The 22,711-nt window shown below is 72.4% G+C and carries 19 protein-coding genes; 6 read left to right on the forward strand and 13 right to left on the reverse strand.

Annotation, left to right across the window (positions count from 1 at the left end):
- A complete protein-coding gene (locus OG842_RS35395) occupies positions 1–2,565 on the forward strand; it encodes an ABC transporter permease (RefSeq protein WP_266735008.1) in 2,565 nt (854 codons plus the stop codon).
- A gap of 84 nt (positions 2,566–2,649) precedes the next feature.
- Here OG842_RS35395 and OG842_RS35400 read toward each other — a convergent pair whose 3' ends face one another.
- Both OG842_RS35400 and OG842_RS35405 read right to left on the reverse strand, forming a co-directional pair.
- Positions 2,650–3,171, reverse strand: a complete 522-nt coding sequence (locus OG842_RS35400) for an ATP-binding protein (protein ID WP_266735006.1) — start codon at positions 3,169–3,171, stop codon at positions 2,650–2,652.
- 186 nt (positions 3,172–3,357) lie between these two features.
- Positions 3,358–3,675, reverse strand: a complete 318-nt coding sequence (locus OG842_RS35405) for a hypothetical protein (RefSeq protein ID WP_266735005.1) — start codon at positions 3,673–3,675, stop codon at positions 3,358–3,360.
- Between the two features lie 205 nt (positions 3,676–3,880).
- On the opposite strand from OG842_RS35405, the gene OG842_RS35410 reads away from it, so the two are divergent.
- Positions 3,881–5,011 (forward strand): PLP-dependent cysteine synthase family protein, encoded by a 1,131-nt coding sequence (locus tag OG842_RS35410; protein ID WP_266737277.1) that lies wholly within the window; start codon positions 3,881–3,883, stop codon positions 5,009–5,011.
- A gap of 54 nt (positions 5,012–5,065) precedes the next feature.
- Here OG842_RS35410 and OG842_RS35415 read toward each other — a convergent pair whose 3' ends face one another.
- The 3 genes from OG842_RS35415 to OG842_RS35425 all read right to left on the reverse strand — a co-directional run bounded on the left by OG842_RS35415 (position 5,066) and on the right by OG842_RS35425 (position 7,033).
- Positions 5,066–5,545 (reverse strand): SRPBCC family protein, encoded by a 480-nt coding sequence (locus OG842_RS35415; RefSeq protein WP_266735004.1) that lies wholly within the window; start codon positions 5,543–5,545, stop codon positions 5,066–5,068.
- 127 nt (positions 5,546–5,672) lie between these two features.
- Positions 5,673–6,125: an SRPBCC family protein gene (locus tag OG842_RS35420; protein WP_266735003.1), complete on the reverse strand. Its 453-nt coding sequence runs from the start codon at positions 6,123–6,125 to the stop codon at positions 5,673–5,675.
- A gap of 71 nt (positions 6,126–6,196) precedes the next feature.
- The gene (locus OG842_RS35425; RefSeq protein ID WP_266735002.1) at positions 6,197–7,033 is read right to left on the reverse strand and encodes a DeoR/GlpR family DNA-binding transcription regulator; all 837 of its coding nucleotides are present in this window, start codon (positions 7,031–7,033) and stop codon (positions 6,197–6,199) included.
- 184 nt (positions 7,034–7,217) lie between these two features.
- Here OG842_RS35425 and OG842_RS35430 point away from each other — a divergent pair, with 184 nt between their 5' ends.
- A complete protein-coding gene (locus tag OG842_RS35430) occupies positions 7,218–9,614 on the forward strand; it encodes a hypothetical protein (RefSeq protein ID WP_266735000.1) in 2,397 nt (798 codons plus the stop codon).
- Here the strand turns inward: OG842_RS35430 and OG842_RS35435 are convergent.
- The 3 genes from OG842_RS35435 to OG842_RS35445 all read right to left on the reverse strand — a co-directional run bounded on the left by OG842_RS35435 (position 9,584) and on the right by OG842_RS35445 (position 13,499).
- Positions 9,584–12,022: a right-handed parallel beta-helix repeat-containing protein gene (locus tag OG842_RS35435; RefSeq protein WP_266734998.1), complete on the reverse strand. Its 2,439-nt coding sequence runs from the start codon at positions 12,020–12,022 to the stop codon at positions 9,584–9,586. The genes OG842_RS35430 and OG842_RS35435 overlap by 31 nt on opposite strands.
- Before the next feature lie 152 nt (positions 12,023–12,174).
- The gene (locus tag OG842_RS35440; protein WP_443064026.1) at positions 12,175–12,783 is read right to left on the reverse strand and encodes an Rv1733c family protein; all 609 of its coding nucleotides are present in this window, start codon (positions 12,781–12,783) and stop codon (positions 12,175–12,177) included.
- Between the two features lie 224 nt (positions 12,784–13,007).
- Entirely contained in the window at positions 13,008–13,499 is a 492-nt protein-coding gene (locus tag OG842_RS35445) for a DUF6643 family protein (RefSeq protein WP_266734996.1), read from the reverse strand.
- 207 nt (positions 13,500–13,706) lie between these two features.
- Here OG842_RS35445 and OG842_RS35450 point away from each other — a divergent pair, with 207 nt between their 5' ends.
- The 3 genes from OG842_RS35450 (at position 13,707) to OG842_RS35460 (ending at position 17,560) form a co-directional block, all read left to right on the forward strand.
- Entirely contained in the window at positions 13,707–14,633 is a 927-nt protein-coding gene (locus OG842_RS35450) for a carbohydrate kinase family protein (protein WP_266734995.1), read from the forward strand.
- A 687-nt stretch (positions 14,634–15,320) separates the two neighbouring features.
- Positions 15,321–16,643, forward strand: a complete 1,323-nt coding sequence (gene lysA, locus OG842_RS35455; protein WP_266734993.1) for a diaminopimelate decarboxylase — start codon at positions 15,321–15,323, stop codon at positions 16,641–16,643.
- Positions 16,637–17,560: a LysR family transcriptional regulator gene (locus OG842_RS35460; protein WP_266734991.1), complete on the forward strand. Its 924-nt coding sequence runs from the start codon at positions 16,637–16,639 to the stop codon at positions 17,558–17,560. The genes lysA and OG842_RS35460 overlap by 7 nt, the downstream gene beginning before the upstream one ends.
- Positions 17,561–17,604: 44 nt before the next feature.
- On the opposite strand, the gene OG842_RS35465 is transcribed toward OG842_RS35460, so the two are convergent.
- The 5 genes from OG842_RS35465 to OG842_RS35485 are packed head-to-tail and all read right to left on the reverse strand — an operon-like array spanning position 17,605 to position 22,703.
- On the reverse strand, positions 17,605–18,450 hold the full coding sequence (locus tag OG842_RS35465) for a serine hydrolase (RefSeq protein WP_266734989.1): 846 nt from the start codon (positions 18,448–18,450) through the stop codon (positions 17,605–17,607).
- Positions 18,447–20,066 carry an N-acyl-D-amino-acid deacylase family protein gene (locus OG842_RS35470; RefSeq protein ID WP_266734987.1) on the reverse strand — a complete coding sequence of 540 codons (1,620 nt, stop codon included), beginning with the start codon at positions 20,064–20,066 and terminating at the stop codon, positions 18,447–18,449. Before OG842_RS35470 ends, OG842_RS35465 begins: the two co-directional genes overlap by 4 nt.
- Positions 20,066–20,839, reverse strand: coding sequence for an amino acid ABC transporter ATP-binding protein (locus OG842_RS35475; RefSeq protein WP_266734986.1), 774 nt, complete (start codon positions 20,837–20,839; stop codon positions 20,066–20,068). The genes OG842_RS35470 and OG842_RS35475 overlap by 1 nt, the downstream gene beginning before the upstream one ends.
- A complete protein-coding gene (locus OG842_RS35480) occupies positions 20,836–21,810 on the reverse strand; it encodes an amino acid ABC transporter permease (RefSeq protein WP_266734985.1) in 975 nt (324 codons plus the stop codon). The genes OG842_RS35475 and OG842_RS35480 overlap by 4 nt, the downstream gene beginning before the upstream one ends.
- Positions 21,811–21,818: 8 nt before the next feature.
- On the reverse strand, positions 21,819–22,703 hold the full coding sequence (locus OG842_RS35485; protein WP_266734983.1) for an ABC transporter substrate-binding protein: 885 nt from the start codon (positions 22,701–22,703) through the stop codon (positions 21,819–21,821).
- Between the last annotated feature and the right edge of the window lie 8 nt (positions 22,704–22,711).

Below are 22,711 nucleotides of genomic sequence, written 5' to 3' on the forward strand. Positions count from 1 at the left end.
ATGAACAGCACCCGGGCCTCGGTACGCCTGAGCATCTCCTTGCTCCGCGCCCACAAGCGCCGTTTCGCCGGTACGTTCGTCGCCGTCCTGCTCGGAGTCGCGTTCCTCACCGGGACGCTCGTCATGGGCGACACCCTGCGCGCCAACTTCGACACCATGTTCGCCGACGCCAACGCCGGCACCGACGCCGTCGTGCGCGGCACGGACGTGGTCACCGTCGCCGGTGAGGCCCGGGGCACCCGGCAGCCGGTGAGCACCGCACTGGTGAAGCAGATCGAACGGACCCCCGGCGTCGCCGCGGCGGCCCCCGACATCCAGGGCGCCGGCCAGCTCGTCGGCACCGACGGCAAGCCGATCGGCGGCCAGGGCCCGCCCACCCTCGCGGGCAACTGGATCGACGACCCGGAACTCAACCCGTACCGGCTCGCCGCCGGACGCGCCCCCGCCGCCCCCGGTGAGGTCGTCGTCAACCGTGGCACCGCCGACCGGGGCGGGCTCAGGATCGGCGACACGACCGTGCTGCGCACCCCCGACCCCGTACACGTGAGGATCGTCGGACTGGCCACGTTCGGCGGCCAGGACGGCATGGGGCAGGTCACCTACACGGCCATGACCCTGGCCGACGCCGAGAAGTACCTGACGCCGAAGCCCGGCGAGGCATCGGCGATCCTGGTCCGCGCCGGCCCCGGCACCAGCCAGCAGGAACTGGTCGACGCGCTGCGGCCCGTGCTGCCCAGGAGCGTCGAGGCCGTCACCGGACAGGCAGCGGCGGCCGAGAACCGGGACATGATCTCCGGCGCCTTCCTCGGCCTGTTCACCACGCTGCTCCTGGTGTTCTCCGGGATCGTGCTGCTCGTCGCCACCTTCTCCATCCACAACACCTTCGCCATCGTCGTCGCCCAGCGGACCCGGGAGAACGCGCTGCTGCGCGCGCTGGGCGCCGCACGCCGCCAGGTCGTCACCGCGACCCTCGTCGAGGCGACCGCGGTCGCCGTGATCGCCTCCGCCGCGGGCCTGGCCGGTGGCATCGGCATCGCCGCCGGACTGCGGGCCCTCTTCCCCGCCGTCGGCTTCCCGTTCCCCGACGGCGCGCTGGTGATCGGCGCCGTCTCCCTGCTGCTGCCGCTCGCCGTGGGCATCCTGGTCTGCGTCGGCTCAGCCCTGCTGCCCGCCGTCCGGGCCGGCCGCACCGCGCCGCTCGCCGCCCTGCGGGAGAGCGCCGTCGACGACTCCGGGGCGTCCCGGACCAGGGCCCTGACCGGACTCGTGCTGCTGGTGGCCGCCGTCGGCGCCATCCTGACCGGCACCCTGGCCACCTCGTCGGTCCAGCTGTCGGCGGCCGGTGCGGTGGCGGCGCTCGCCGCGTTCGTGGTCCTCGGACCGGCCGCCGCCACGTACGCGATACGGGTCCTCGGAGCCCCGCTCGGCCGGCTGCGCGGCGTCACCGGCGGGCTGGCCCGGCGCAACGCACTGCGCAGCCCCCGGCGGACCGCGGCCACCGCGACCGCGCTGATGATCGGCGTCGCCGTGGTCTCCCTCTTCACCGTCTTCGGCGCATCGCTGAAGGCGACCATGAACCAGACCGTCGACCGCTCCTTCGCGGGCGATGTCGCCATCAGCGCGCCCGCCTTCGGCGCGGGCGGCAGCGGCCTGAGCCCCGGGCTCGCCCCGGCTGTCGACCGGCTGCCGCAGGTCGCGACCGCCGTCGGCCTGGGCAAGGGGGTCGCAAAGGTCGACGGCGCGGGACGCGCCCTGACCGTCACCGACCCGGCCGCCCTCGGCAGGGTCTTCGACCTCGGCCGGGTCGACGGCTCGCTCACGGGGCTGGGCACGGACGGGATCGCCGTCTCCGGCGCCGAGGCCGCGAAGCGCGACCTGCACCCTGGATCCTCGGTCCGGCTCGGCTTCACCGACGGCACACGGCACGACTTCACCGTCCGTGCCGTCTACGACCACTCGGAACTGGCGGGCGACTACGTCATCACCCGCCAGGCCTGGGCCCCGCACCGCGCACAGGACTCCGACTCGCTGATCGCAGTCTCCTTCGCACCCGGCGTGTCCACCGCCGACGGCAAGGCGGCGGTCGCGAAGACCGCGGCGGCGTACGGCAACCCGGAGGTACAGACCCGCGACGAGTACGCGCGGTCCTCGGCCGGCGCCATCGACATGATGCTCACCCTGGTCTACGCCCTGCTGGCACTCGCCGTACTGATCGCCCTGCTGGGCATCGCCAACACGCTCACCCTGGCCCTGCACGAACGCACCAGGGAGCTGGGCCTGTTGCGAGCCGTGGGCCAGACCCGGAGCCAGCTGCGCTCGATGGTCCGCTGGGAGTCCGTACTGGTGGCCGCGTTCGGTACGGCGGGCGGACTGCTGCTCGGCGGCTTCCTCGGCTGGGTGCTGGTCGAGGCGTCGGCGGGCGACACCGCCGTCGCGTTCGACCTGCCGCCGCTGCGGCTCCTGGTGGTCGCCCTCGTGGGGGTCGCCGCCGGAGCGCTGGCGGGCCTGCGCCCCGCCCACCGGGCCGCACGGCTGAACGTGCTCCGCGCGATCGCCGCGCAGTAGCGCGCAGCGAGGAGGGGCGAGGCGCGGTCCGGCGCCTCGCCCCTCCTCGTCACGTCACGGTCTTCCCCGCCCGGGCCCGGCATGTCAGCCGACCACCGCCGACCGCGCGGCGGAAGGCGTGCCGCTCTCCAGGTATATGACGGAGTCCAGCTCGAACGGCCCGTCGGTGGTGGCCCCGTACACCGGGTGCGGGGCGAGCAAGGAGCTCCGGGGAGGAGCCGGAAGGGTGAACCAGACGACCTTCCCGGCCCCGCCCCTCGGACGGACCCCCCAGCTCTCGCTGACCGCGGCGATCAGCGCGAGCCCGCGCCCCGAGGTACTGGACGCGCTGGGCTCACGCACGGTCGGCAGCCGTGGGTCGTGGTCGTGGACGGACACCGTCAGCCGTTCGAGCAGCAACTCGATCTCGACGGTGCATGATTTGTCCGGCTGGGCATGCCGGTGGACATTGGTCAGCAGCTCGGTGACGCCGAGCGCGGCCTGGTCGATCAGAGGATCGAGATGCCAGTAGCGCAACTGCGCCGAGATGATTCTGCGGACCTGACCGATCCGCGACGGCAGGGCCTGGAGCTCCACCGTGCAGTGCCTGCTTGGCTCGCTGATCACGGCTGCGACTCCCCGAAATAGGTCCGGAAGAAGACGGAGGAACGGATCCCGCGGCCGGCCGGCCGCTGATCCGGGCCCGGCGGTGTGGATCACAGTGTCACCGCCGGTGAACCATGAGTGACGTGTCCAATGTCGCCCAGGGGTCACGGCTCCGCAACTCGCGATGTCCCGGCGCGGCCGCCGGTATCAGGTCATCCGTCCACCCGCGCTGCGCAGCGTTTCGAGGAACCGGCGGGCCGGTCCGCCCCGGTCCGGACCGCGGTTGCGCTGCCCCATCGTCAGCCGGTACCGCGTCCCGTTGAGGCGGGCCACGGCCGCGCCGGCTCCGGCGAACCACGGCCTGCCCGCGCTCACCGTCACCACCGGGGCGCTGTCGATCTCCCGCCCGTTGCTGGTGAGCAGGGCCAGTCTGCCGTCCTTGACGATCACCTGCCCGGCCCTCGTGAGCGAGCGGGCCCACCGCTCGATCCGTACCCCCGTCGCACTGAACTCCGTTTCCGACATGGTTGCTTCGCCCCCTTCGTGACACTTCTGATGGGAAGTCTGCACAAACATGTACCGGCACGCCAGGCCGCGTGCCGGTCCGGTGCCAAGGCTCCGGGCCGGTTGACGCCAAGGCAGGGCTATGGAGCATCAAAGTGAACGTTTGTGCAGGTAGGGGGAATACGGTTGTCGGTGGAGTGATGGTGACACGAGGAGGAACGCGATGATGGGCACCGAGAAGCACGGCGGCGAGGGCCGGGCCGCTGCGACGATCGACATCGACCGCTCCGACCCCGGGTACCGGGCCTGGCTGAAGGAGGCGGTACGCAAGGTCCAGGCCGACGCCAACCGCTCCGCCGACACCCATCTGCTGCTCTTCCCGCTGCCCGAGGCGTGGGGCATCGACCTCTACCTCAAGGATGAATCGACGCATCCCACCGGCAGCCTCAAGCACCGGCTGGCCCGCTCGCTCTTCCTCTACGGGCTCTGCAACGGCTGGATCCGGCCGGGCAAGCCGGTGATCGAGGCGTCCAGCGGTTCGACGGCCGTCTCGGAGGCGTACTTCGCCAAGCTGATCGGTGTGCCGTTCATCGCCGTGATGCCCCGCACCACCAGCCCCGAGAAGTGCCGGCTGATCGAATTCCACGGCGGCCGATGTCATTTCGTCGACGACTCGCGGAAGATGTACGAGGAGTCCGCCAGGCTCGCCGCGGAGACCGGCGGCCACTACATGGACCAGTTCACCTACGCCGAGCGGGCCACCGACTGGCGCGGCAACAACAACATCGCCGAGTCGATCTACCAGCAGCTGAGGCTGGAGCGCTATCCGGAGCCGACGTGGATCGTCGCCACGGCGGGCACCGGCGGCACCTCGGCGACCATCGCCCGCTATGTGCACTACATGCAGTTCGACACCCTGATCTGTGTGCCCGACCCGGAGAACTCCTGCTTCTTCGACGGCTGGACCCGGCACGATCCCCTGGCCACCAGCGACTGCGGCTCCCGGATCGAGGGCATCGGCAGGCCCCGGATGGAGCCGAGCTTCGTGCCCGGGGCCATCGACCGGATGATGAAGGTGCCGGACGCGGCCAGCGTCGCGGCCGTGCGCGCCCTGGAGCAGGCCATCGGCCGCAAGGCCGGCGGCTCCACCGGCACCGGGCTGTGGAGCGCGTTCAAACTGGTCGCCGAAATGGTCGAGCAGGGCAGCACGGGCAGCGTCGTCACCCTGATCTGCGACCCGGGCGACCGCTATCTCGACAAGTACTACTCCGACAGCTGGCTCGCCGCGCAGGGCCTGGACATCGCACCGTACACGGCGACCATCGACTCCTTCCTGGCCGACGGCAACTGGCCCTGACCGCCGGCCCCGACCGCCGGCGTGGCACGGGGCACGGGCGCGCCGCGCGGGGTCTCAGGCCGCGGATCCGGTCAGCCGCCGGTCGAGCTCGCGGACCGCGTCCCGGAAGGAGCGGCCCACCCCGGACCGGGCCAGCCGCAGGGTGAAGCGGAACGGTGCGGAACCGTCGGCGGCGAACGTCCACTGCACCAGCGTCCCGGTCCCGGCCGGGGTGAGCCGCCACTCCTCCAGGAGGGCCCGCATGCCTGGGGCGTTGGTCCGGTCGGCCCGGTAGGCGTACCGCTTACCGGGCTCCGCCGCCATGATCGTCTCCTGGATCACGAAGCCGCCCTTGAGCCGGACCTCACGGCCCGCGCCGTCCTCGGTGGGCCGGGCGGACGTCACCGCCGTGAACCAGCCCGGCCAGCCCGGCACATCGTCGGCGAGCGCCCGGTAGACCTCCTCGGGGGCCGCGGACACCTCGGCGGCGAAGACCAGCCGCAGCGGAGCGGATTCGACGAACTCGAGCTCCACGGAACGGAGTCGGCGTGGCATGGAACGCACCTCCCGTGCGGTCGGCGGCGGACGGGGTCGCGCCACACCATAGCTGACGTGTCGTCAGATGTCGTGGTCCGTGCGGCTGCCGTACCCCGGAGCGTCCGGGGCCGGCTCCGGACGCACGCTACGGGCGGTGCCGCGCCGGACGGTCCAGCATGCTGTCGAGCACCCGGCCGAAGACCCGGCGGCCCGCCCCGGCGATCAGCGGATCGCACCACCGCGGCAGCAGCCGCACGCCCAGCTCCTCCACCCACACCACATGCGAACCGGAATCCGTCGGATACACATCGATCGACGCCCGGCCCCGCACCAGCGAACCGCGCTTCTCCAGCCGGCACAGCCCCGCGCGCCCGGCTGCGGGCGGTGTCCACCGCACCACTTCCATCGGGTCGTCGAACCCCAGCGGCCCCACGCCCGTACGCGCCACGAAAACGGTTCCGACACCGGTCGGCAGCCCCGTGGGGACGGTGATCGTGGTCAGCGGTACGTGCGCGGCGTGCCGTTCCCAGTCCGTCACCCGGCGCCAGGACTCGGCGGCGGGCAAGGAGGTGAAGCACTCGATCCGGAAGACGGCCACAGCACGATCCTAAGGGCCCGGACACCGCCCGGCGCGAGCCGAACGGAATCCGCCCGGGGTCCGACAGCAGCTCAGGAGCCGCCCTCCGCGACCGGGCCGGTCACCACCAGCCCCGGCAGATGCTCCTCGATCTCCGCACGGGCGGCGGCCGACAGCCCCGCGTCCGTCACGAAGGTGTCCACCTGGTCCAGCGAAGCGAACGAACTCAGGCCGACCGTCCCCCACTTGGTGTGGTCGGCGACCACCACCACCCGCCGCGCGGACTGGACGAAACGGCGATTGGTCTCGGCCTCCGCCAGATTCGGCGTCGAGAGACCGGCCTCCACCGAGATCCCGTGCACGCCGAGGAACAGCACATCGAAGTGGAGGGAGGCGATCGCCTGATCGGCGACCGGACCGACCAGCGAGTCCGAGGGGGTCCGCACCCCGCCGGTCAGCACCACCGTGGCGGCCCCGGGCCGGGCCCCTGCCGCGCTCCCCGACCGCTGCGCGGTGTGGAAGACATCGGCGACCCGCACCGAGTTGGTCACCACCGTCAGATCCGGTACGTCCAGCAACTGCTGGGCGAGCGCGTACGTCGTCGTGCCGCCGGAGAGCGCGATCGCGCTGCCGGGCACCGCCATGGCCGCCGCCGCCCGCGCGATGTCCTCCTTGGCGGTCAGTTCCAGCGCCGACTTGGCCTCGAAACCGGGCTCGTGCGTACTGGCCTCGACCACCGGCACGGCCCCGCCGTGCACCTTCTCGATGACCCCCTGGCGGGCCAATGCGTCCAGGTCCCGGCGCACCGTCATGTCGGAGACGTTCAGCTTGCGGGTCAGCTCATTGACCCGGACCCCGCCGCGCCTGCGCACCTCGTCGAGGATCAGGGCGCGCCGCTGCTCCGCGAGCAGGTTCTGATTGTCGCTCAACGCCGGGTCCGGTCCTTCCCGATGGCCGTGCAGCAGTCTCTTCGAACGGGGTCATCCTGCCACGCGGTGTCGCCGGCCGCCGCACTGGGGAGATTCGGTGAGAGCGGTGCGGCCACCGGCCCCTTTCCGCGATTCTGGTGACCGCGCACCGAACCCCCCACGACCGAGAGAGCGAGCCACTCCCGTGCCACCTGCCACCCAGGCCCCGCAGAGCCCCGGGCCCGCGCTGGAACTCCTGGTCCACGGCGTGGGCGGCGCCACCCCCCAGGAGATGCTCGACGACCCGCGTACCGTCCGGATCACCGGCGACGCGACCGCCGCCATCTACCGGCGGGCCGAGGACACGGACGCCGAACAGCACCCGGAGCGGTACCGCGACCGCCCCATCCCCGAGGCCTACTGCTGGTCCAACCTGACCTCCGGCAACGGCTCCCGCGCCCTGTGGCTGCTGCTGCTCCCGTTCATGGTGGTCAACCTCGCCCACTGGATGCGCCCCACCGCCCGCTCCCGTACCCGCACGGTGCGCCTGTACGGCGTCCTCGTCCGGCTCCTCGCGCTCAGCCTCACGGTGCTGCTGACCGCGGCGGCCTGCGAGGTCGCGCTCGACCTGGCGGCCTGGCAGTGCGCGGGCGTACCGGACTGCTCGAACCAGCGGTCCTGGCTCGGCTTCCTGTCGACGGCACAGGGCGGCTGGTGGTCCCAGCCGGGCCGCAGGCTCGCCCTGGCCGCCCTGGTGCCCACCGCCCTGGTGGCGCTGCTCTGGTTCCTGTCCAACCGGACCTGGAGCGCGTACGAATCACAGCGCCCGCTCACCGGAACCGAACCGGACGACCTCGACCCCACGCCTGCACCCGCCCCGGCCACCACCGGCACCGGGCCCGTCGTCCGCCCCGCCCTCGGCCGGCCCGGATTCTGGTACGGCCGCCGTCTGGTCGCCCGGCTGCGCGCCGCCCACACCGCCGCCGGATTCCTGACCGTCGCCGCCTCGGTCGCGGGCGCCGCGGCCCGCCACGACCGGGCCGTCACCGGACCCGTACCCGGCATCATCGGCCGGCTGTTCGAGGCGGCACTGGTCCTGGGCGGGCTCGTCGTGCTCTGGGTGGTCTGCCGCCGCGGCCGCAGCGAACGGCGCCTGGACAACCGGCTCGACCGCGCCCTCATCACCTACCTGCCCGGCGCGGCCCTGACCCTGCTGGTCCTCGCCGCGGCGTACGCCGCCTGGTCCCGTCCCGACTGGACCTCGGCCGGCGCCCTGCCCGGCGATGTCGCCTTCAGCGTCATCACCCTCGCCCAGGGGACACTCGTCGTCGTACTCGCCGTGGTGTCACTGAGCCTGTACCGCCGGACCCCAGAACCCCGCACCGTCATGTACGGACTCGGCGGGCCCGTGGTCGCGATGCTCGCCTGCGCCCTCGGCGGCGTGATGAGCGGCGGGGTCTCCCAGCGCGTCGCCGACTGGCTCGACGGCCCCGGCACCCCCGGCATGGGCCGGAGCTCCGTCATCGAGGGCCCGCCGGTACTGCTCAGCTGGCAGGCGTCGGTCATCCCCGTGCTCCTGGTGCTGCTGGCCGTCCCCGCCCTGGTGCTGCTCGTACGGACCTGGCTCGCCGCCCGCGCCCTGGAGCCGGAGATCGACCGGGCGTACGAGGACGAACGGCCGGACCCGGCCCGCACCCGGCAGATCGCCCGCATCCAGGCCACGGCCGCCCTCACCGACTCCGCGCCCTGGATCCTCGGCCCGGTCTGCGCCGCCACCCTGTTGCTCGGCGCGGCAGCGGTTTTCGGGGCCTGGGCGAGCGGCCAGGTGCCAGGACTCGCGATGAAGGGCAGCGGCCCGTTCGCCGAGTCCGTCGCCCAGGCCGCGCAGTCCACCGGCTCCTGGATGGTCGGACTCGGCTTCATACTCTTCGTCACCTGGGGACGGCGCGCCTACCGCGACGCCTCGGCCCGGCGCACCATCGGCATCCTCTGGGACGTCGGTACGTTCTGGCCGCGTGCCGCCCACCCCTTCGCGCCGCCCTGCTACGCCGAGCGGGCCGTCCCCGACCTGGCGTCACGGATGTCCGCCTGGACCGCGCTCACCCGGGGCAGGCTCGTCATCTCCGGGCACTCCCAGGGCAGCGTCCTCGCCGCGTCCGCGGTCTGGCAGCTGCCCGCCGAGACCCGCAGCCGGGTCGCCCTGCTCACCTACGGCTCGCCGATCGAGCGACTGTACGCGCGCTGGTTCCCGGCCTACTTCGGCCCCGGGCCGCTGCACGCCCTGCACCGCTCCGTGCACTGCTGGCGCAACCTGTGGCGGGCCACCGACCCGATCGGCGGCCGGGTCCGGCTCGACGAGGGCCCCGGGCCCGAGGTCGACCGAGGGCCGCTGAAGGACCCCCTGGTCTACGGGCGGACCCGCGAGCATCCGCTGCCCGAAGCCGTTCTGGGGCACTCGGACTACCAGGCCGACCCGGTCTTCGCCCAGGAGCGGGCCGCGCTCCTGGAACGGCTGGACCCGGTCCTGCCCCGCCAGTCCGACGGGGAGGACACCACCAAGACCTCGCGGACTCAGGGCAGTTCGGGCAGGTCTTCCGGGTAGAGCAGGGTCAGGTCGTCCGTGCTCGGCTCGGCGAGCTGGGCGACCCGGCCCGCATGCCGCTCCACCATCGACTCGAAGGTCTGGCGCGCGGTACGGCCGTTGCCGAACGCCGGCCCCTTCGGCAGCTCGGCGAAGTACTTCAGCAGTGCCTCCCCGGTCCCGGAGGCCAGGCTGTACTCGTGCTCTTCGGCCTGCTGCTCCACGATGCGCAGCAACTCGGCGGGCTCGTAGTCGCTGAAGGTGATGGTCCGGGAGAAACGGGACGCCACGCCGGGGTTGACGGTGAGGAACCGCTCCATCTCGTGGGTGTAGCCGGCGACGATGACGACCACCGCGTCCCGGTGGTCCTCCATCAGCTTCACCAGCGTGTCGATCGCCTCCCGGCCGAAGTCCCGGCCGGAGTCCTCGGGCGACAGGGCGTACGCCTCGTCGACGAACAGCACCCCGCCGCGCGCCCGGTCGAAGGCCTCCTGGGTCCGGATGGCGGTCGAGCCGATGTGCTCACCGACCAGATCGACACGGGACACCTCGACCAGATGGCCCCGCTCCAGCACCCCGAGCGAGGCGAGGATCTCGCCGTACAGCCGGGCCACGGTGGTCTTCCCGGTGCCGGGGGAGCCGGTGAAGACGAGATGGCGGCGGACGGACGCCGCCTTGAGCCCGGCCTCCTGGCGCCGCCGGCCCACCTCGATCATGTCGGTGAGGGCGCGTACCTCCCGCTTGACGCTGTCCAGGCCCACCAGCGCGTCCAGTTCCCCGAGCACCGCGTCCGACCCGCGCGCCGGCGCGGTGGCGGGCACCTCGGCCGGGGCGGGCTCGACGGCGCGCTGTCCGGGAACGCCGCCGAGCAGTCCTGGGGCCGACTGGGTCGCCGTCAGCACGGTGGGCACCGGGGGAGCGGGGGAGCGCAGCGCGCTCTCGTCGCTCGTGCAGTCCTCCACCACGGGTCCGGTTCCCTGGCCGTCGCCGTGCGCGACGGCGGGCTCGGCGAACTCGTAGCCACCGCGGGCGCACCGCTCGGTCCGGCAACGGGTCAGCGTCGTACGGCAGCCGTCCATCACATGGAAACCGTAGCCGTCGCTGCCGGTGACCCGGCAGCTGTTGAACGTGCCGCGGCCCTCGGCGGAGACGTAGAAACCGGCCTCGGCGGGCGAGGTGACCGTGCAGCGCTCGATCGTCGGGTCGGCGCCCTTGGTGACGATCACTCCGGTCTGCGCCGTGTCGATGGTGCAGTTGTTCAGCGTGCCCCCGCTGCCGTGGTCGCGGAACCAGGCGCCGGTGGACGCCTCACGGATGCGGCAGTCGTCCAGCTGCGCCGTCGCCCCGTCGCTCACCGACACCGCGGTGTTGCGGACCTGGGACAGATCGCTGTCGACGACGTCGGCGCGCGAGCCCCGGTCGAGCACGAAGATGGCGTCCGGCACGTCATGGACCCGGCAGGAGTCCAGTATCACCGTCGCCCCGTCGCTCACCCAGACCGCCGGGTAGTCGCCCGTACTGTCGTGGATCTCGCACTGGTTGGCGTCGACCCGGGTGCCGGGATCCCAGACCGAGAGGCCGTTGCGGCCGAAGCGGCGCACCGTGGAGCGGGTCAGGGTGAGGACCGAACGGGAACGCAGGTCCACCGCGTTCTCCGGGATGTCGTGGATGTCGCAGTCGGCGAGCGTCAGTACCGCGTCGGTGTCGAGCGTGACACCGTCCGCCGAAGTGCGGTGCACCGTGCAGTCGGTGAGATGGGCGGCCGCACGCGCGGTCACCTGTATCCCGCTGCCCTTGATCTCGTACACCTCGCAGCCGACGCCCTCCAGGGCGCTTCCTTCGCCGGTGACGCTGAGGCCCGCGCCCGACGCGTGGTGGACCCGGCAGCGCTCCAGCCGTGGATGCGCGCCGTCGCGGACCGAGATCCCGGACTGCCCGGCGGAGACGACCTCGCACTCCTCGAACACCCCGCCCGCGCCGTCGAGTACGGCGATGCCGACCCCGGCGGGGTTGTCGACCGTGCAGCGGCGCACGGTCGGCCGGGCCGTACCGCGCACTTCGATCCCGGCGGCGGAACGGGTGACGATCCGCAGGTCCGCGATGTCCGGTGCGCCGTCCTCGACGAGCAGTGCGGGGGCCGTCGAGTCCTGGCCCTCCACATGCAGGTCCGTGACGACGGCGGAGGCGCGGACGGTCAGCGGGACCCCGTCGGGCGGGGCGATCCGGACGGAGCCGACGGAACCCTCGGGTCCGCGCAGGGTCACCGCGCGGTGCAGGACCAGATTCTCCCGGTAGGTGCCCGGCGCGATGGTGAGGACATCACCGTCGGCCGCGGCCTCCAGGGCTGCGGTGAGGGAGGCGTATTCGCCTGTGCGGCGCCGCCACCGCGATGTGCCGGTGTGCGTCACCTGGACCGTGCCCTGTGCCATGGCGCTGTTGTGCCCCCACCTCGTGCGTGCGTGATGCCCGTGTCACCGGCCTTACGGCAGCGGCGAATCCCGGGACCGCCCACCGGGAAAGCGGGCGGGCCGGTCCACCGTAGCGCGCGCGGCGGGCGGGAGTTGCCCCGATCACCAGCTGATCAGCTGCCGGTTCCGGTCCTGCCCCAGTCCGGACCGGTCTTGGCCCAGTCCTGGTCGATCCGGGTGTACCGTCCGCGCACCATGCGCCGGACGATCAATTGCCGTACGCCCTCGATCAGTCCGACGGCGAGCATCGTCGCGCCGAGCCCGGCCAGCACCGCGTGGGTACGGGCCGTCGGTGCGTCCATGGGGCGCGTGGCGGGGCGGCCTTCGAGATCCGTCCAGATCCCCACCCTGCTGCCCGGGGCGGTCCTCCGGGACGAGGTCATCACCGTGCCGCGGCGGGCGGTGCCGTCCGGGGCCTTCCAGCGCGCCACCACCGGGGTCTGCGAACCGTGCTCCGAGGACACCTCGGGGTCGGTGGCGAATCGCGGCGGCCGCGGTGCCCGGCGCAGCACGACCGCGGTGGTGGCACGACGTTCGGCCTGCTGGACCCGCACCGATTTCTGCAGGGCGTCGTCGGCGTACGACCCGCACACCCAGCCCAGGGCCGGTGCCGCCAGCACCATCAGGAGCAACGCGACAAGAGCCACCCATGCCTCGCGCCGGTCAGTGGCGCGGCGCAGGGGATTGTGCCGCCAGCGCCATATACCCGTAACCGCTCGCACAGTCCTGCACCCCCTTCCGTATCCGTCTTAGCCTGATACGGCACGCTTCGCGTGGTGAAGGAGCGAAGAGAGAGCAACCTCACCCCGACCAACGCGCGACCCACCCCAATGAGTTCCCGTCGGCCCGCCCCGGACTGACGGCACGTCCGGAGCGTGAACGCCGAAGTCGCCGTCGAGTCCCCATGGCTCGACGACGACTCCGTGCGACTGCGTGTGATGTCGGGTCAGTACCCCCGGCCCTGGTACGGGCGGTTGTACGGGTCCTCGTAGGGCGAGGGAGCCGGGGCAGGCCGGGTGGGCGCCGGACGGGGCGACGCCGGACGCATCGCCTCGTAACCGGTGCCCGGCGCGGGCCGCTGCTGTTGCTGCGGGTAGGGCGCCTGGTATCCGCCGCGGGCCGCGGACGGCTGCTGCGGGATGTACGGCGCCGGCGCGTGCTGCAGCTGCGCGGGCTGCATCGGCGCGTAACCCTGCTGAGCCGCCGGCTGCTGGTAGCCGTACGACGGACCGGGCTGGGAAGGTGCCGCGGGAAGAGCCGGCAGCGCCGCCGGGAGCGCCGGCAGATAGCTGTTGCCGGTGTCGTAGGCGGCAGGCACTCGGATCGGAGCGATCTGAGGGGTGCCCCGCTCCGCGACCAGGGAGTCGTAGATCGGAGTGTCGGGGAACGACGGTGCGGCGTAGTAGCCGCCGCCGTAGGTGGAGCGGGGGGAGGTCATGACACCTAAGTTAAGCCCACGATGTGCTGGTTGGGGAGACCTAATCTTGGGGTCATCCGTTTTACGCCAGTTCTGACCGCCTGACCTGGCAAAACAGGGATAAAGGCTCCGTTAGGAGCCGGGGCTTTTCCGCTTCCTGACGGACAGTGCGGAAGAACCTGCCGCCCACGGCATACTGGGCCGCCACGGGAACAGGAGGGCTCAGCGGTGACCCGAGAGCACACGGAGTACGACGTCCTGGTCGTCGGAGGCAGTGGCGTGGACACCATCGTGCGGGTCGACACCCTGCCCGTCCCGCTCGTCGACTCGGTCCAGGTCGGGCCGATCGAGGAATGGCCGGGCCACACCGGGGGGAACGTGGCGCTCGGCACCCGGGCGCTCGGACTGGAGGTCGCGCTCCTCGACTGCATCGGCGACGACTGGACCGGTGCCCAGGTGCGCGAGCGACTGGCCGAAGGGGACGTGGAGTTCGCCCCGTTTGTCTCCGCTGCGGGCACCCGCCGCGCCGTGAACCTGGTGGACGCGACCGGACGCCGGATGTCGTTCTACGACGCCCGCGACCCCGCCGACCTGAGAATGCCCCGGGATTTCTACCTGCCGAGGCTGCGGCGTACCCGCCACGTCCACCTGTCCATCATGAATTTCACGCGCTTCCTCTACGACGACATCGAGGAACTCGGCGTACCCGTCTCCACGGACCTGCACGACTGGGACGGACTGGCCGACCACCACCGGGAGTTCGCACTCCGCTCCGACCTCGTCTTCCTCAGTGCGGCGGGCGCGGGCGAGGGCACCTTCGCCCTGATGCGGGAGATCCTCCGCGAGGGCCGCGCCGACACCGTGGTCGCCACGGCGGGTGCGGGCGGCTCCCACGTACTCACCCGGGACGGCGGCCCCACCCCGCACCACATCCCCGCGACCGTCCCGCCCGCACCGGTGGTGGACTCCAACGGCGCGGGCGACGCGTACGTCTGCGGCTTCCTGTACGGGAGGCTCGCCGGCCGGGGCCCGCTGGAGTGCGCCCGGCTGGGAGCCGTGGCGGGGGCGTACGCCTGCACCGCGCCGGGTTCCACCGCGCTCGTCCCGCGCGAACTCCTGCTGGCATCGGACCACGACCGGGACGGGAGCCAGTAGCCGGTGGCGGCACCGAGCGCCGCTGTCCCGGGACTCGCTCCGGGTGCCGGACGGAGTGCTGTACGGGCCGGTGCGCAGGAGTTCCCACGCCCTGACCGCATGCGGGGGTCGGCGCCGCCGTGGCGTCCCGCGGCGTAGGCAGCGAACCAGGCGGAGTGGTCCAACGGCCCCGTGCGCCAGGACGGTTCGGCGAAGAGCTCGTAAGCGGCCGGCTTGCCGCCGGTGCCCTCCGGGAGATGGAGGATGCCCCGGAGCACACTGCCCGGCGTGGTGCGGGAGCAGGCGCCGCAGCGCCGCCTCGGCCGGACCCGAGCCGAAGGCGTGGCCCGCCGCGGGAGGCGGCCGCCGCATCACCGGCCGACGGGCTCCTGGCCGTGACGGAGCTCGGCGCGGTGACCAGTACGGCGCGAGCGGACGAACCGGCGACGATCCAGGATCTGAGGCCGCTCAAGGGTGGCCTCGTCCGCCGAAGGGATACGGGGCTTGCCCGGGACACGGTGCGCCACCGGGCCACCCACGGAAACCGGCGCGGCCGCACCGGCCGCGTCGTTCCGGGGCGGCCGCGCCGGCACCGGCAGCACGGTGCGAGCATCGAAATCCATGAGGCTCAGCCATAGAAGAATGCGCTTTTATGACCTCCTGTGCAGGCCGCAGGATGGCTGCGAGCCGGCTTCCGGGGAGGAACGCATGACGTCAGCCATCGAATCGGGCCTGCTGCCCGGCACTTCCGAAACACGTCCGGAAGGGCTGGCCGTCGGTGGCGTCCTGCTCACCGAACTGGCACGGCGTTTCGGAACGCCCCTCTTCGTGTACGACGAGGAGCATCTGCGCCGGCGCTGCCGGGAGGCGGTCGCCGCCTTCGGCCGGGACAACGTCGCCTACGCCTCCAAGGCGTTCCTGTGCACGGCCATGGCCAGGCTGGCCCACGAAGAGGGGCTGCTGCTCGATGTCGCCTCCGGCGGCGAGCTGCGGGTCGCGCTGCACGCCGGGGTGCCCGCCGACCGGATCGTCCTGCACGGCAGCAACAAGGACGCGACGGAGCTGCGCACCGCCATGTCCGCCCGGGTGCGGCACCTGGTGGTCGACAGCTTCGACGAGATGGACCGCATCGAGCGGCTGCACGCCGAGGAACACCTGCCGCCCGCCCGGATCCAGCTGCGGGTGGCGCCCGGAGTGGCCGCCGGCGCGCACGAGGCGATCCGCACCGGTGGCAACGACTCGAAGTTCGGCTTCGGCCTCGCCGGCGGAACCGCGGCGGCAGCCGTGCGCCGAGCCGCCGGTTCCCCGGCGATGACCCTGGAAGGCGTCCACGCGCATGTGGGCTCGCAGGTGCTGGACACCGCGGAACTCGCGGCCGGAGCCGCCGCCGTCGCGCGGTTCGCCGCCGACACCGGGATGCACCGGCTCACGGTCGGCGGCGGCCTCGGCGTCGCGTACGAGGCGGGACAGACCGCACCGTCGTTCGCCGAATGGGCGGCCCGGGTACGGATCGCGGTGCGTGGCGCGGGCTGGGGTTCCCCGGTGACCGTGGAGCCCGGCCGTTCCATCGCCGCCCGTGCCGGGCTGACCCTCTACCGGGTGGGCACGATCAAGCGCATCGAGGGCGTGCGGACGTACGTCGGCGTGGACGGCGGGATGAGCGACAACCTGCGCCCCGCCCTGTACGGCAGCCGCTACGAGGTGTTCCTGCCGCGCAGCCCGCGTGCACCCAGGCCCATGCGGGCACGGCTGGTCGGCAAGCACTGCGAGAGCGGTGACGTGATCGTCGACGACGCCGCCCTGCCCGCCGACGTCGCGGTGGACGACCTCCTGGCCACGCCGGTCACCGGCGCCTACGGATACGCCATGGCCTCCAACTACAACAAACTGCCGCGTCCCGCCGTCGTCTTCGTACGCGACGGCCACGCCCGCACCGTGGTGCGCCGGGAAACCGAGGAGGACCTGCTGCGCCTGGACGTGGACGAGCCCGCCAGGGATCACGGGGCAGCCCTTAACCTGACCCGATGCTGAACAGTGCCCGACTGCTCGTCCTGCTGGAGATCGCCCGTACCGGCACCATCGTGGCCGCGGCCCAGGCGCTGCATCTGAGCCCCTCCGCGATCTCGCACCAGCTGGCCCGGCTGGAGCAGGAGCTCGGAGTGGCGTTGGTGGAACGGCAGCCGCAGAGCCTGCGGCTGACCGCGGCCGGGGTGCGACTGGCCGAGCACGCGCAGGCGGTCGCCGACCTGATGGCCGTGGCCCGGGACGACCTGCGGGCGCACTCCGAGGGCGAGGCGGGGGTCCTGCGGCTGGGCTTCTTCGCCTCCTCGGGCCTGGAGCTGCTGCCCCGGGCCCTGTCGGCGTTCTCGGCGAACCGGCCCCAGGTCGAGCTGGAGCTGATTCTGGGACAGCCGCACGAGCTGGTGCCCGACCTGGAGGCGGGCCGGCTCGACGCCGCGGTCGTCTTCGAGCATCCGCTCGACCCCTGGTGCCGGCAGGCGACCGTGGACGTGGAGATGTTCTTCGACGAGCCGCAGCTGGTGGTCCTTCCCCTGCGGCACCGCCTCGGGCGGCACGCCGCGGTCCGGCTCGCCGCCCTTGAGGGGGAGAGCTGGATCGGTACGCACGGCGGCCACACCGGCGAACCGGTTCTGGAGCGGGCGTGCGCGGCAGAGGGTTTCCGGCCCCGGGTGCGCTGCCGCAGCGATCACTACCAGGTCACGATCAACCTGGCCCGCGCGGGCATGGGCATCGCACTCGTCCCGGCCCTCGGGCTCGGCGACACCGCAGGCGTGCATGTCTGCCGACTGGACCACCCCCGGCTGCACCGGCGCATCGGTGTCGCCACCCGGCCCACCAACCGCAACCCGCTGCTGAAGATCTTCCTCGCGGACCTGCGGTCGGCCGCCGAGGAGATCCGGTCGCTGCTGGAGGTGCAGTGGGCGTGACCGGTACGCCGGTCACGCCCACCGCGTCCCCGGGGGCGGGCTTCTCAGCCGGCGGTCGGGCGCCCGGCACAGGCCGCGAGGGTCCGCCCCACGTCCCGGATGGCATGCACCGCGGCCCGCTCGGTGCTCGGGCCCAGCGCCGTGTCCCAGTGCGCCACCACCGCGTACGCCAGCCGGCGCCTGCCCACGATGACACCGGCGTCGGCACGGACCCCGGTGTCGGTGCCGGTCTTGTTGGCCACCAGGAGCCCGTCGCGCAGCCGTTCGGGAAAGCCCGGGGCGTACGGGTCGTGGTCGATCAGCGCGGGGACCAGGCCGTGGTCGGTGTTGGCACGCATCCAGCGCAACAGCCGGGCGGAGGCCGCCGGACTGCTCATGGTGCCGCGCACCGCGTGCGTCACCAGCCGCGCCAGGTCCCGTGCGGTGCCGGTGGCGAAGACGGGCGGCACGCCCGGGCCCCGGACGTCGCGGACCCTGTCGTGCAGCGCGAGGTGATCGAGCCCGAGCTCCCCTGCCAGCCGGGCCGTGGACTCCCGCCCCACGAGGCGCAACAGCGCGTTGGTGGCGGTGTTGTCGCTCACCGAGGCCGTCAGCCAGGCCAGATCCTCGACGGTCCAGCCGCGCCCGCTCAGCCTGCGCAGCAGACCGGTGCCCTCCGCCACGTCCTCGTCGAGGACCTCCACGACACGGTCGGCGGGCAGTTCCCCGCTGTCCAGCCGGTGTGCGACCTCGGCGAGCAGCAGCAGCTTCGAGGCGGACGCCACCGGCAGCACGGTGCGCTCGTCCACCCCCACCGTGCCGCCGCCGTCGATGTCGACGGCGGCGACGGCGAGGGTGAGCGGCAGCGCGGCCGAACGCCGCGCCGCCGCGGCCACCTGGGCCAGACTCATCGGATCCTCACCACTTCTCCCGCCCGCGCCGAGGTCGGGCGGCCGTCTCTCGCCGCGACCCGCCCCGACACCACGACGGTATCGATGCCTTCGGGCGTCAGCAGGGGCCGGTCGAAGTCGGCGGTGTCGCGCACCGACGCCGGGTCGAGTACGACGAGATCGGCGACGGCGCCGTCGCGGACCACGCCGCGGCCGGTGAGGCCGAACCGCCCGGCGGGCAGCCCGGTCATCTTGTGCACTGCGCTCTCCAGCGGGAGCAGTTGCTCGTCGCGGGCGTAGTGGCCGAGCACCCGGGCGAAACTTCCCGCCCAGCGCGGATGCGGACGGCCGGGTTTGGGCACGCCGTCCGAGCCGATCATCGACAACGGGCTGGCGAGGACCCGGCGGACGTCGTCCTCGCGCATGGAATGGCTGATGATGGTCACCTCGCCCTGCTCGGCCAGCAGGAGATCGCACGCCTGGTCGACCGGATGGACGCCGCGCTCGGCCGCGAGTTCGGCGATGGTGCGCCCCTCGGCCTCGGGATGTGTCTGCGCGGCGGCCACCGAGATGAGGTCCCAGCCGCCGTTCCCCACGGTGTTCTCCCACCCCTCGACGCCCCGGGCGATGTCCCTCCTGATCCGGTCGCGCGTCTCGGGGCGGCGCAACCGCTCCAGCAGGGCGCCGACGCCGCCCTCACTCGCCCACGGGGGCAGCATGGCGTGCAGGACGGTGCTTCCCGCCGTGTACGGATAGACGTCGCACAGCACGTCCACGCCTTCGGCGCGGGCCCGTTCCAGCCGGGGCAGGGTGCGCAGTGTGGCGCCCCAGGCGTGCCGGCCCGCGGTCTTGTGGTGGGAGATCTGCAGCGGGGCGCCGGAGCGCACCGCGATCTCCAGGGCCTCTTCCAGGGCGGACTCCACCTGTGACATCTCGTCGCGCAGATGAGTGACGTAGGGCTTGCCGTGCTGGGCGGCGACCGCGGCCAGCGCGACGATCTCCTCGGTGTCGGCGTAGGTGCCGGGCGGGTAGATCAGCCCGGTGGACAGACCGGCCGCCCCCTGGGCCAGCGCCCGGTCCAGCAGTGCGCACATGGCGTCCAGTTCACCGGGCCGGGGCGGCCGGGCCTCGAAGCCCATCACTCCGGCGCGCAGCGTGCCGTGGCCGACCAGCGAGGCGATGTGGGTGTGGCGCAGAGCGGGGTCCTGACCGGCGGCGAACGCGTCGAAGTCCACGGCGGGCCGCACCGGTCCGAGCCCGAACGTCACCCTGAGGTGCTCGGCGAGTTCCGGCAGCCGCGCGGGGAGCGAGGGGAACAGGCTGGTCCCGCAGTTGCCGCAGATCTCCGTGGTGACACCCTGGAGCAGGGGAGCGAGACGGAGGTCGTCGGCCGCCTCCGCGGTACCGCCGTCCCCGTGGGGAGCCGCGAGGGCGTCGGAGTGCGTGTGCACATCGATGAAGCCGGGTGCGACGACCCGCCCGGCCACGTCCAGGGTCTCGGCTGCCGTGGCGGGGGCGCCGGCGGGGAGCACGGCGATCCGCCCGGCCACCACCGCGATGTCCGCCTCCCGGGCGGGTGCTCCGGTTCCGTCCACGAGCGTGCCGCCGCGCAGCAGCAGATCGAGAGGGCGGCCCATCACAGCACCGTCGACAGGAAGGCCCGCGTGCGCTCGTGCTGCGGGTCGGTGAACAACAGGTCAGGGCTCCCGGCCTCGACGACGGCGCCCCGGTCCATGAACAGGACCCGGTCGGCGACCTCACGGGCGAAGCCCATCTCGTGGGTGACCACGACCATCGTCATGCCGCTGCGGGCCAGGTCGCGCATGACCCCGAGCACTTCGCCGACGAGTTCGGGATCGAGGGCGGAGGTGGGTTCGTCGAAGAGCATGAGGGCGGGTTCCATGGCCAGCGCGCGGGCGATCGCCACACGCTGCTGCTGCCCGCCGGACAGCTGCCCCGGGTAGTGGTCCGCCCGGTCCGAGAGACCGACGTCGGCCAGCAGCCCGCGGGCCTGCTTCTCGGCCTGCGCACGGGGCCGTCCCTTGACGACGACCGGACCCTCCATCACGTTCTGCACCGCGGTGCGGTGCGGGAACAGGTGGAACCGCTGGAACACCATGCCGATCCGTTCGCGCTGGCGCCGCACGTCCCGGGCGCGCCGCTCGCGCAGCACCCGGCCGGACGGGCCGTGCTGTTCGTAGCCGACCAGCTCACCGTCCATCCACACCCGCCCCGCGTCGATCCGCTCGAGGTGGTTGAAGCAGCGCAGCAGCGTGGACTTCCCGGACCCGGAGGGGCCGATGACACAGAGCACCTCACCGCTGCGGACATCGAGGTCGATGCCCCTCAGCACCTCGGTGTCACCGAACCTCTTGCGGACCCCGCGGGCCTTGAGGATCACGTCGTTCATGCCGTTGCCCCCTTCTTGGTGCCTCCGGGCAGGAGATTGGCCAGGATCCTGCTCCGCAGCACGGGAGCGGTACCGGGGCTGTAGCGCCGCTCGACGGCGTGCTGACCGATGCTGGCGATCGTGGTGAGCACGAGGTACCAGATCGAGGCCACCAGGAGCAGGGCGACCACTTCGAAGTTGGCGAGGTAGAGGTGCTGGGAGACGGTCATCAGATCGGCACCGGCGATGACCGAGACCAGCGAGGTCGTCTTGAGCATGGAGATGAACTGGTTGCCGAACGGCGGGATGATGACCCGCATCGCCTGCGGAAGGATGATCCGGGACAGGATCCGGCGGTTCGACATCCCGATGGAGGCGCCCGCCTCGCGCTGGCCGGGATCCACGCTCTGGATGCCGGCCCGCACGATCTCGGCCATGTAGGCGCCCTCGTTGATGGAGAGTCCGAGGAGCGCGGCCACGAAGCCGGTGATCACCTGGTTGGACTGCCAGCTGATGAGTTTGGGGCCGTCGAACGGGATTCCGACGCTGATCACGGGGAACAGCAGGGCCAGGTTGAACCAGAAGATGAGCTGGACCAGCAGCGGGGTGCCCCGGAAGAACCAGGTGTACGCACCGGCGGTGAGCCGCAGGACCGGACTGTCGGACAGCTGCATCACCGCGACGACGACCCCGATGGCGATGCCGAGCACCATCGAGACGAGGGTGAGCTGAACGGTCACCCCGAGGCCCTTGAGGATCACGCCGTCGAACTGGTACTCGGCGACGATGTCCCAGTGCAGATTGGGATTGACGATGACGGTGTAGGCGAGCCACACCGCGAACAGGGCGGCGGCGAGGACCGCGAGCCAGCGCCCGGGACGCGGGCGTCCGGTCACCTGGAGGGAGAGGTCGTCCTCGTGGGGCATCCGGTCGGCGGGGCCTGCATCCGGCACCCCGCCGCGGGCGGGCCCGGGTGTTTTCTGGGGGTTCATGTCCGTTCTCACTGCCCGTCGTTGACGGTGGCCTCGGGCACGGCGCTGTCGCCGACTCCCCAGGTGTCGAGGATCTTCTTGTAGTCGCCGTTGTCGATGAGCTCCTGCAGGGCCCTGTGGACGGCGTCGCGCAGTCCGCCCTGGCTCTTCGCGGACGCGATGCCCCAGGGAGCGGTGCCGTACTGCTCCGGCAGGACCTCGTACGAACTGCTCTTCTTCGTGAACATCTTGGCGACGGGATAGTCGACGATGGTCGCGACCGCGCGTCCGCTGTCCAGCTGCAGCAGCCCGGTCGGTGCGTCCTCGCTCTGGGAGATCCGCATCTTCTCCTGGCACTTGGCGTTCTGTTCCTCGCCGATGTGGAGGTTTGAGCTGCCCTTGGCGAGGACGACGGTCTTTCCGCAGAGGTCCGCGAGGGACTTGATGCCCTGCGGGTTGCCCTGCTTCGTCATGATGACGCCGCCGGTGCGGAAGTAGTCGACGAAGTCGACCGCCCGGCGCCGCTGCGCACTGTCGGTCATGGACGACATCACCAGGTCGAACCGTCCCGACTCCAGGCCGGGGATCAGTCCGTCGAAGGCGGCATTGGTGAGTTCGAGCTTCAGCTTGAGCCGCTCGGCAAGGGCCTTGGCCAGATCGGGGTCGACGCCGGTGAGCCGGGTGGTGCCGGGCTCGTACATCTCCATCGGCGGGTACCCGACCGCGGTGGCCACCCGGAGCACACCCTTTTCCCGGTACTGGGCGGGCAGCAACTCGGCCGCGGTCCGGCCGGAGGCGGCCTTCGACGCGGCTTCGGACGGGGCTTCGCCCTGACCGGAACGCCCGCAGGCGGTGGCCGCGAGAGCCACCACGGCCAGGGCTGCCAGACAGCGCAGAGAACGGGGACGATTCATCGGATTCT

It is taken from the genome of Streptomyces sp. NBC_00376, from assembly GCF_036077095.1.
Classification (GTDB): Bacteria; Actinomycetota; Actinomycetes; order Streptomycetales; family Streptomycetaceae; genus Streptomyces.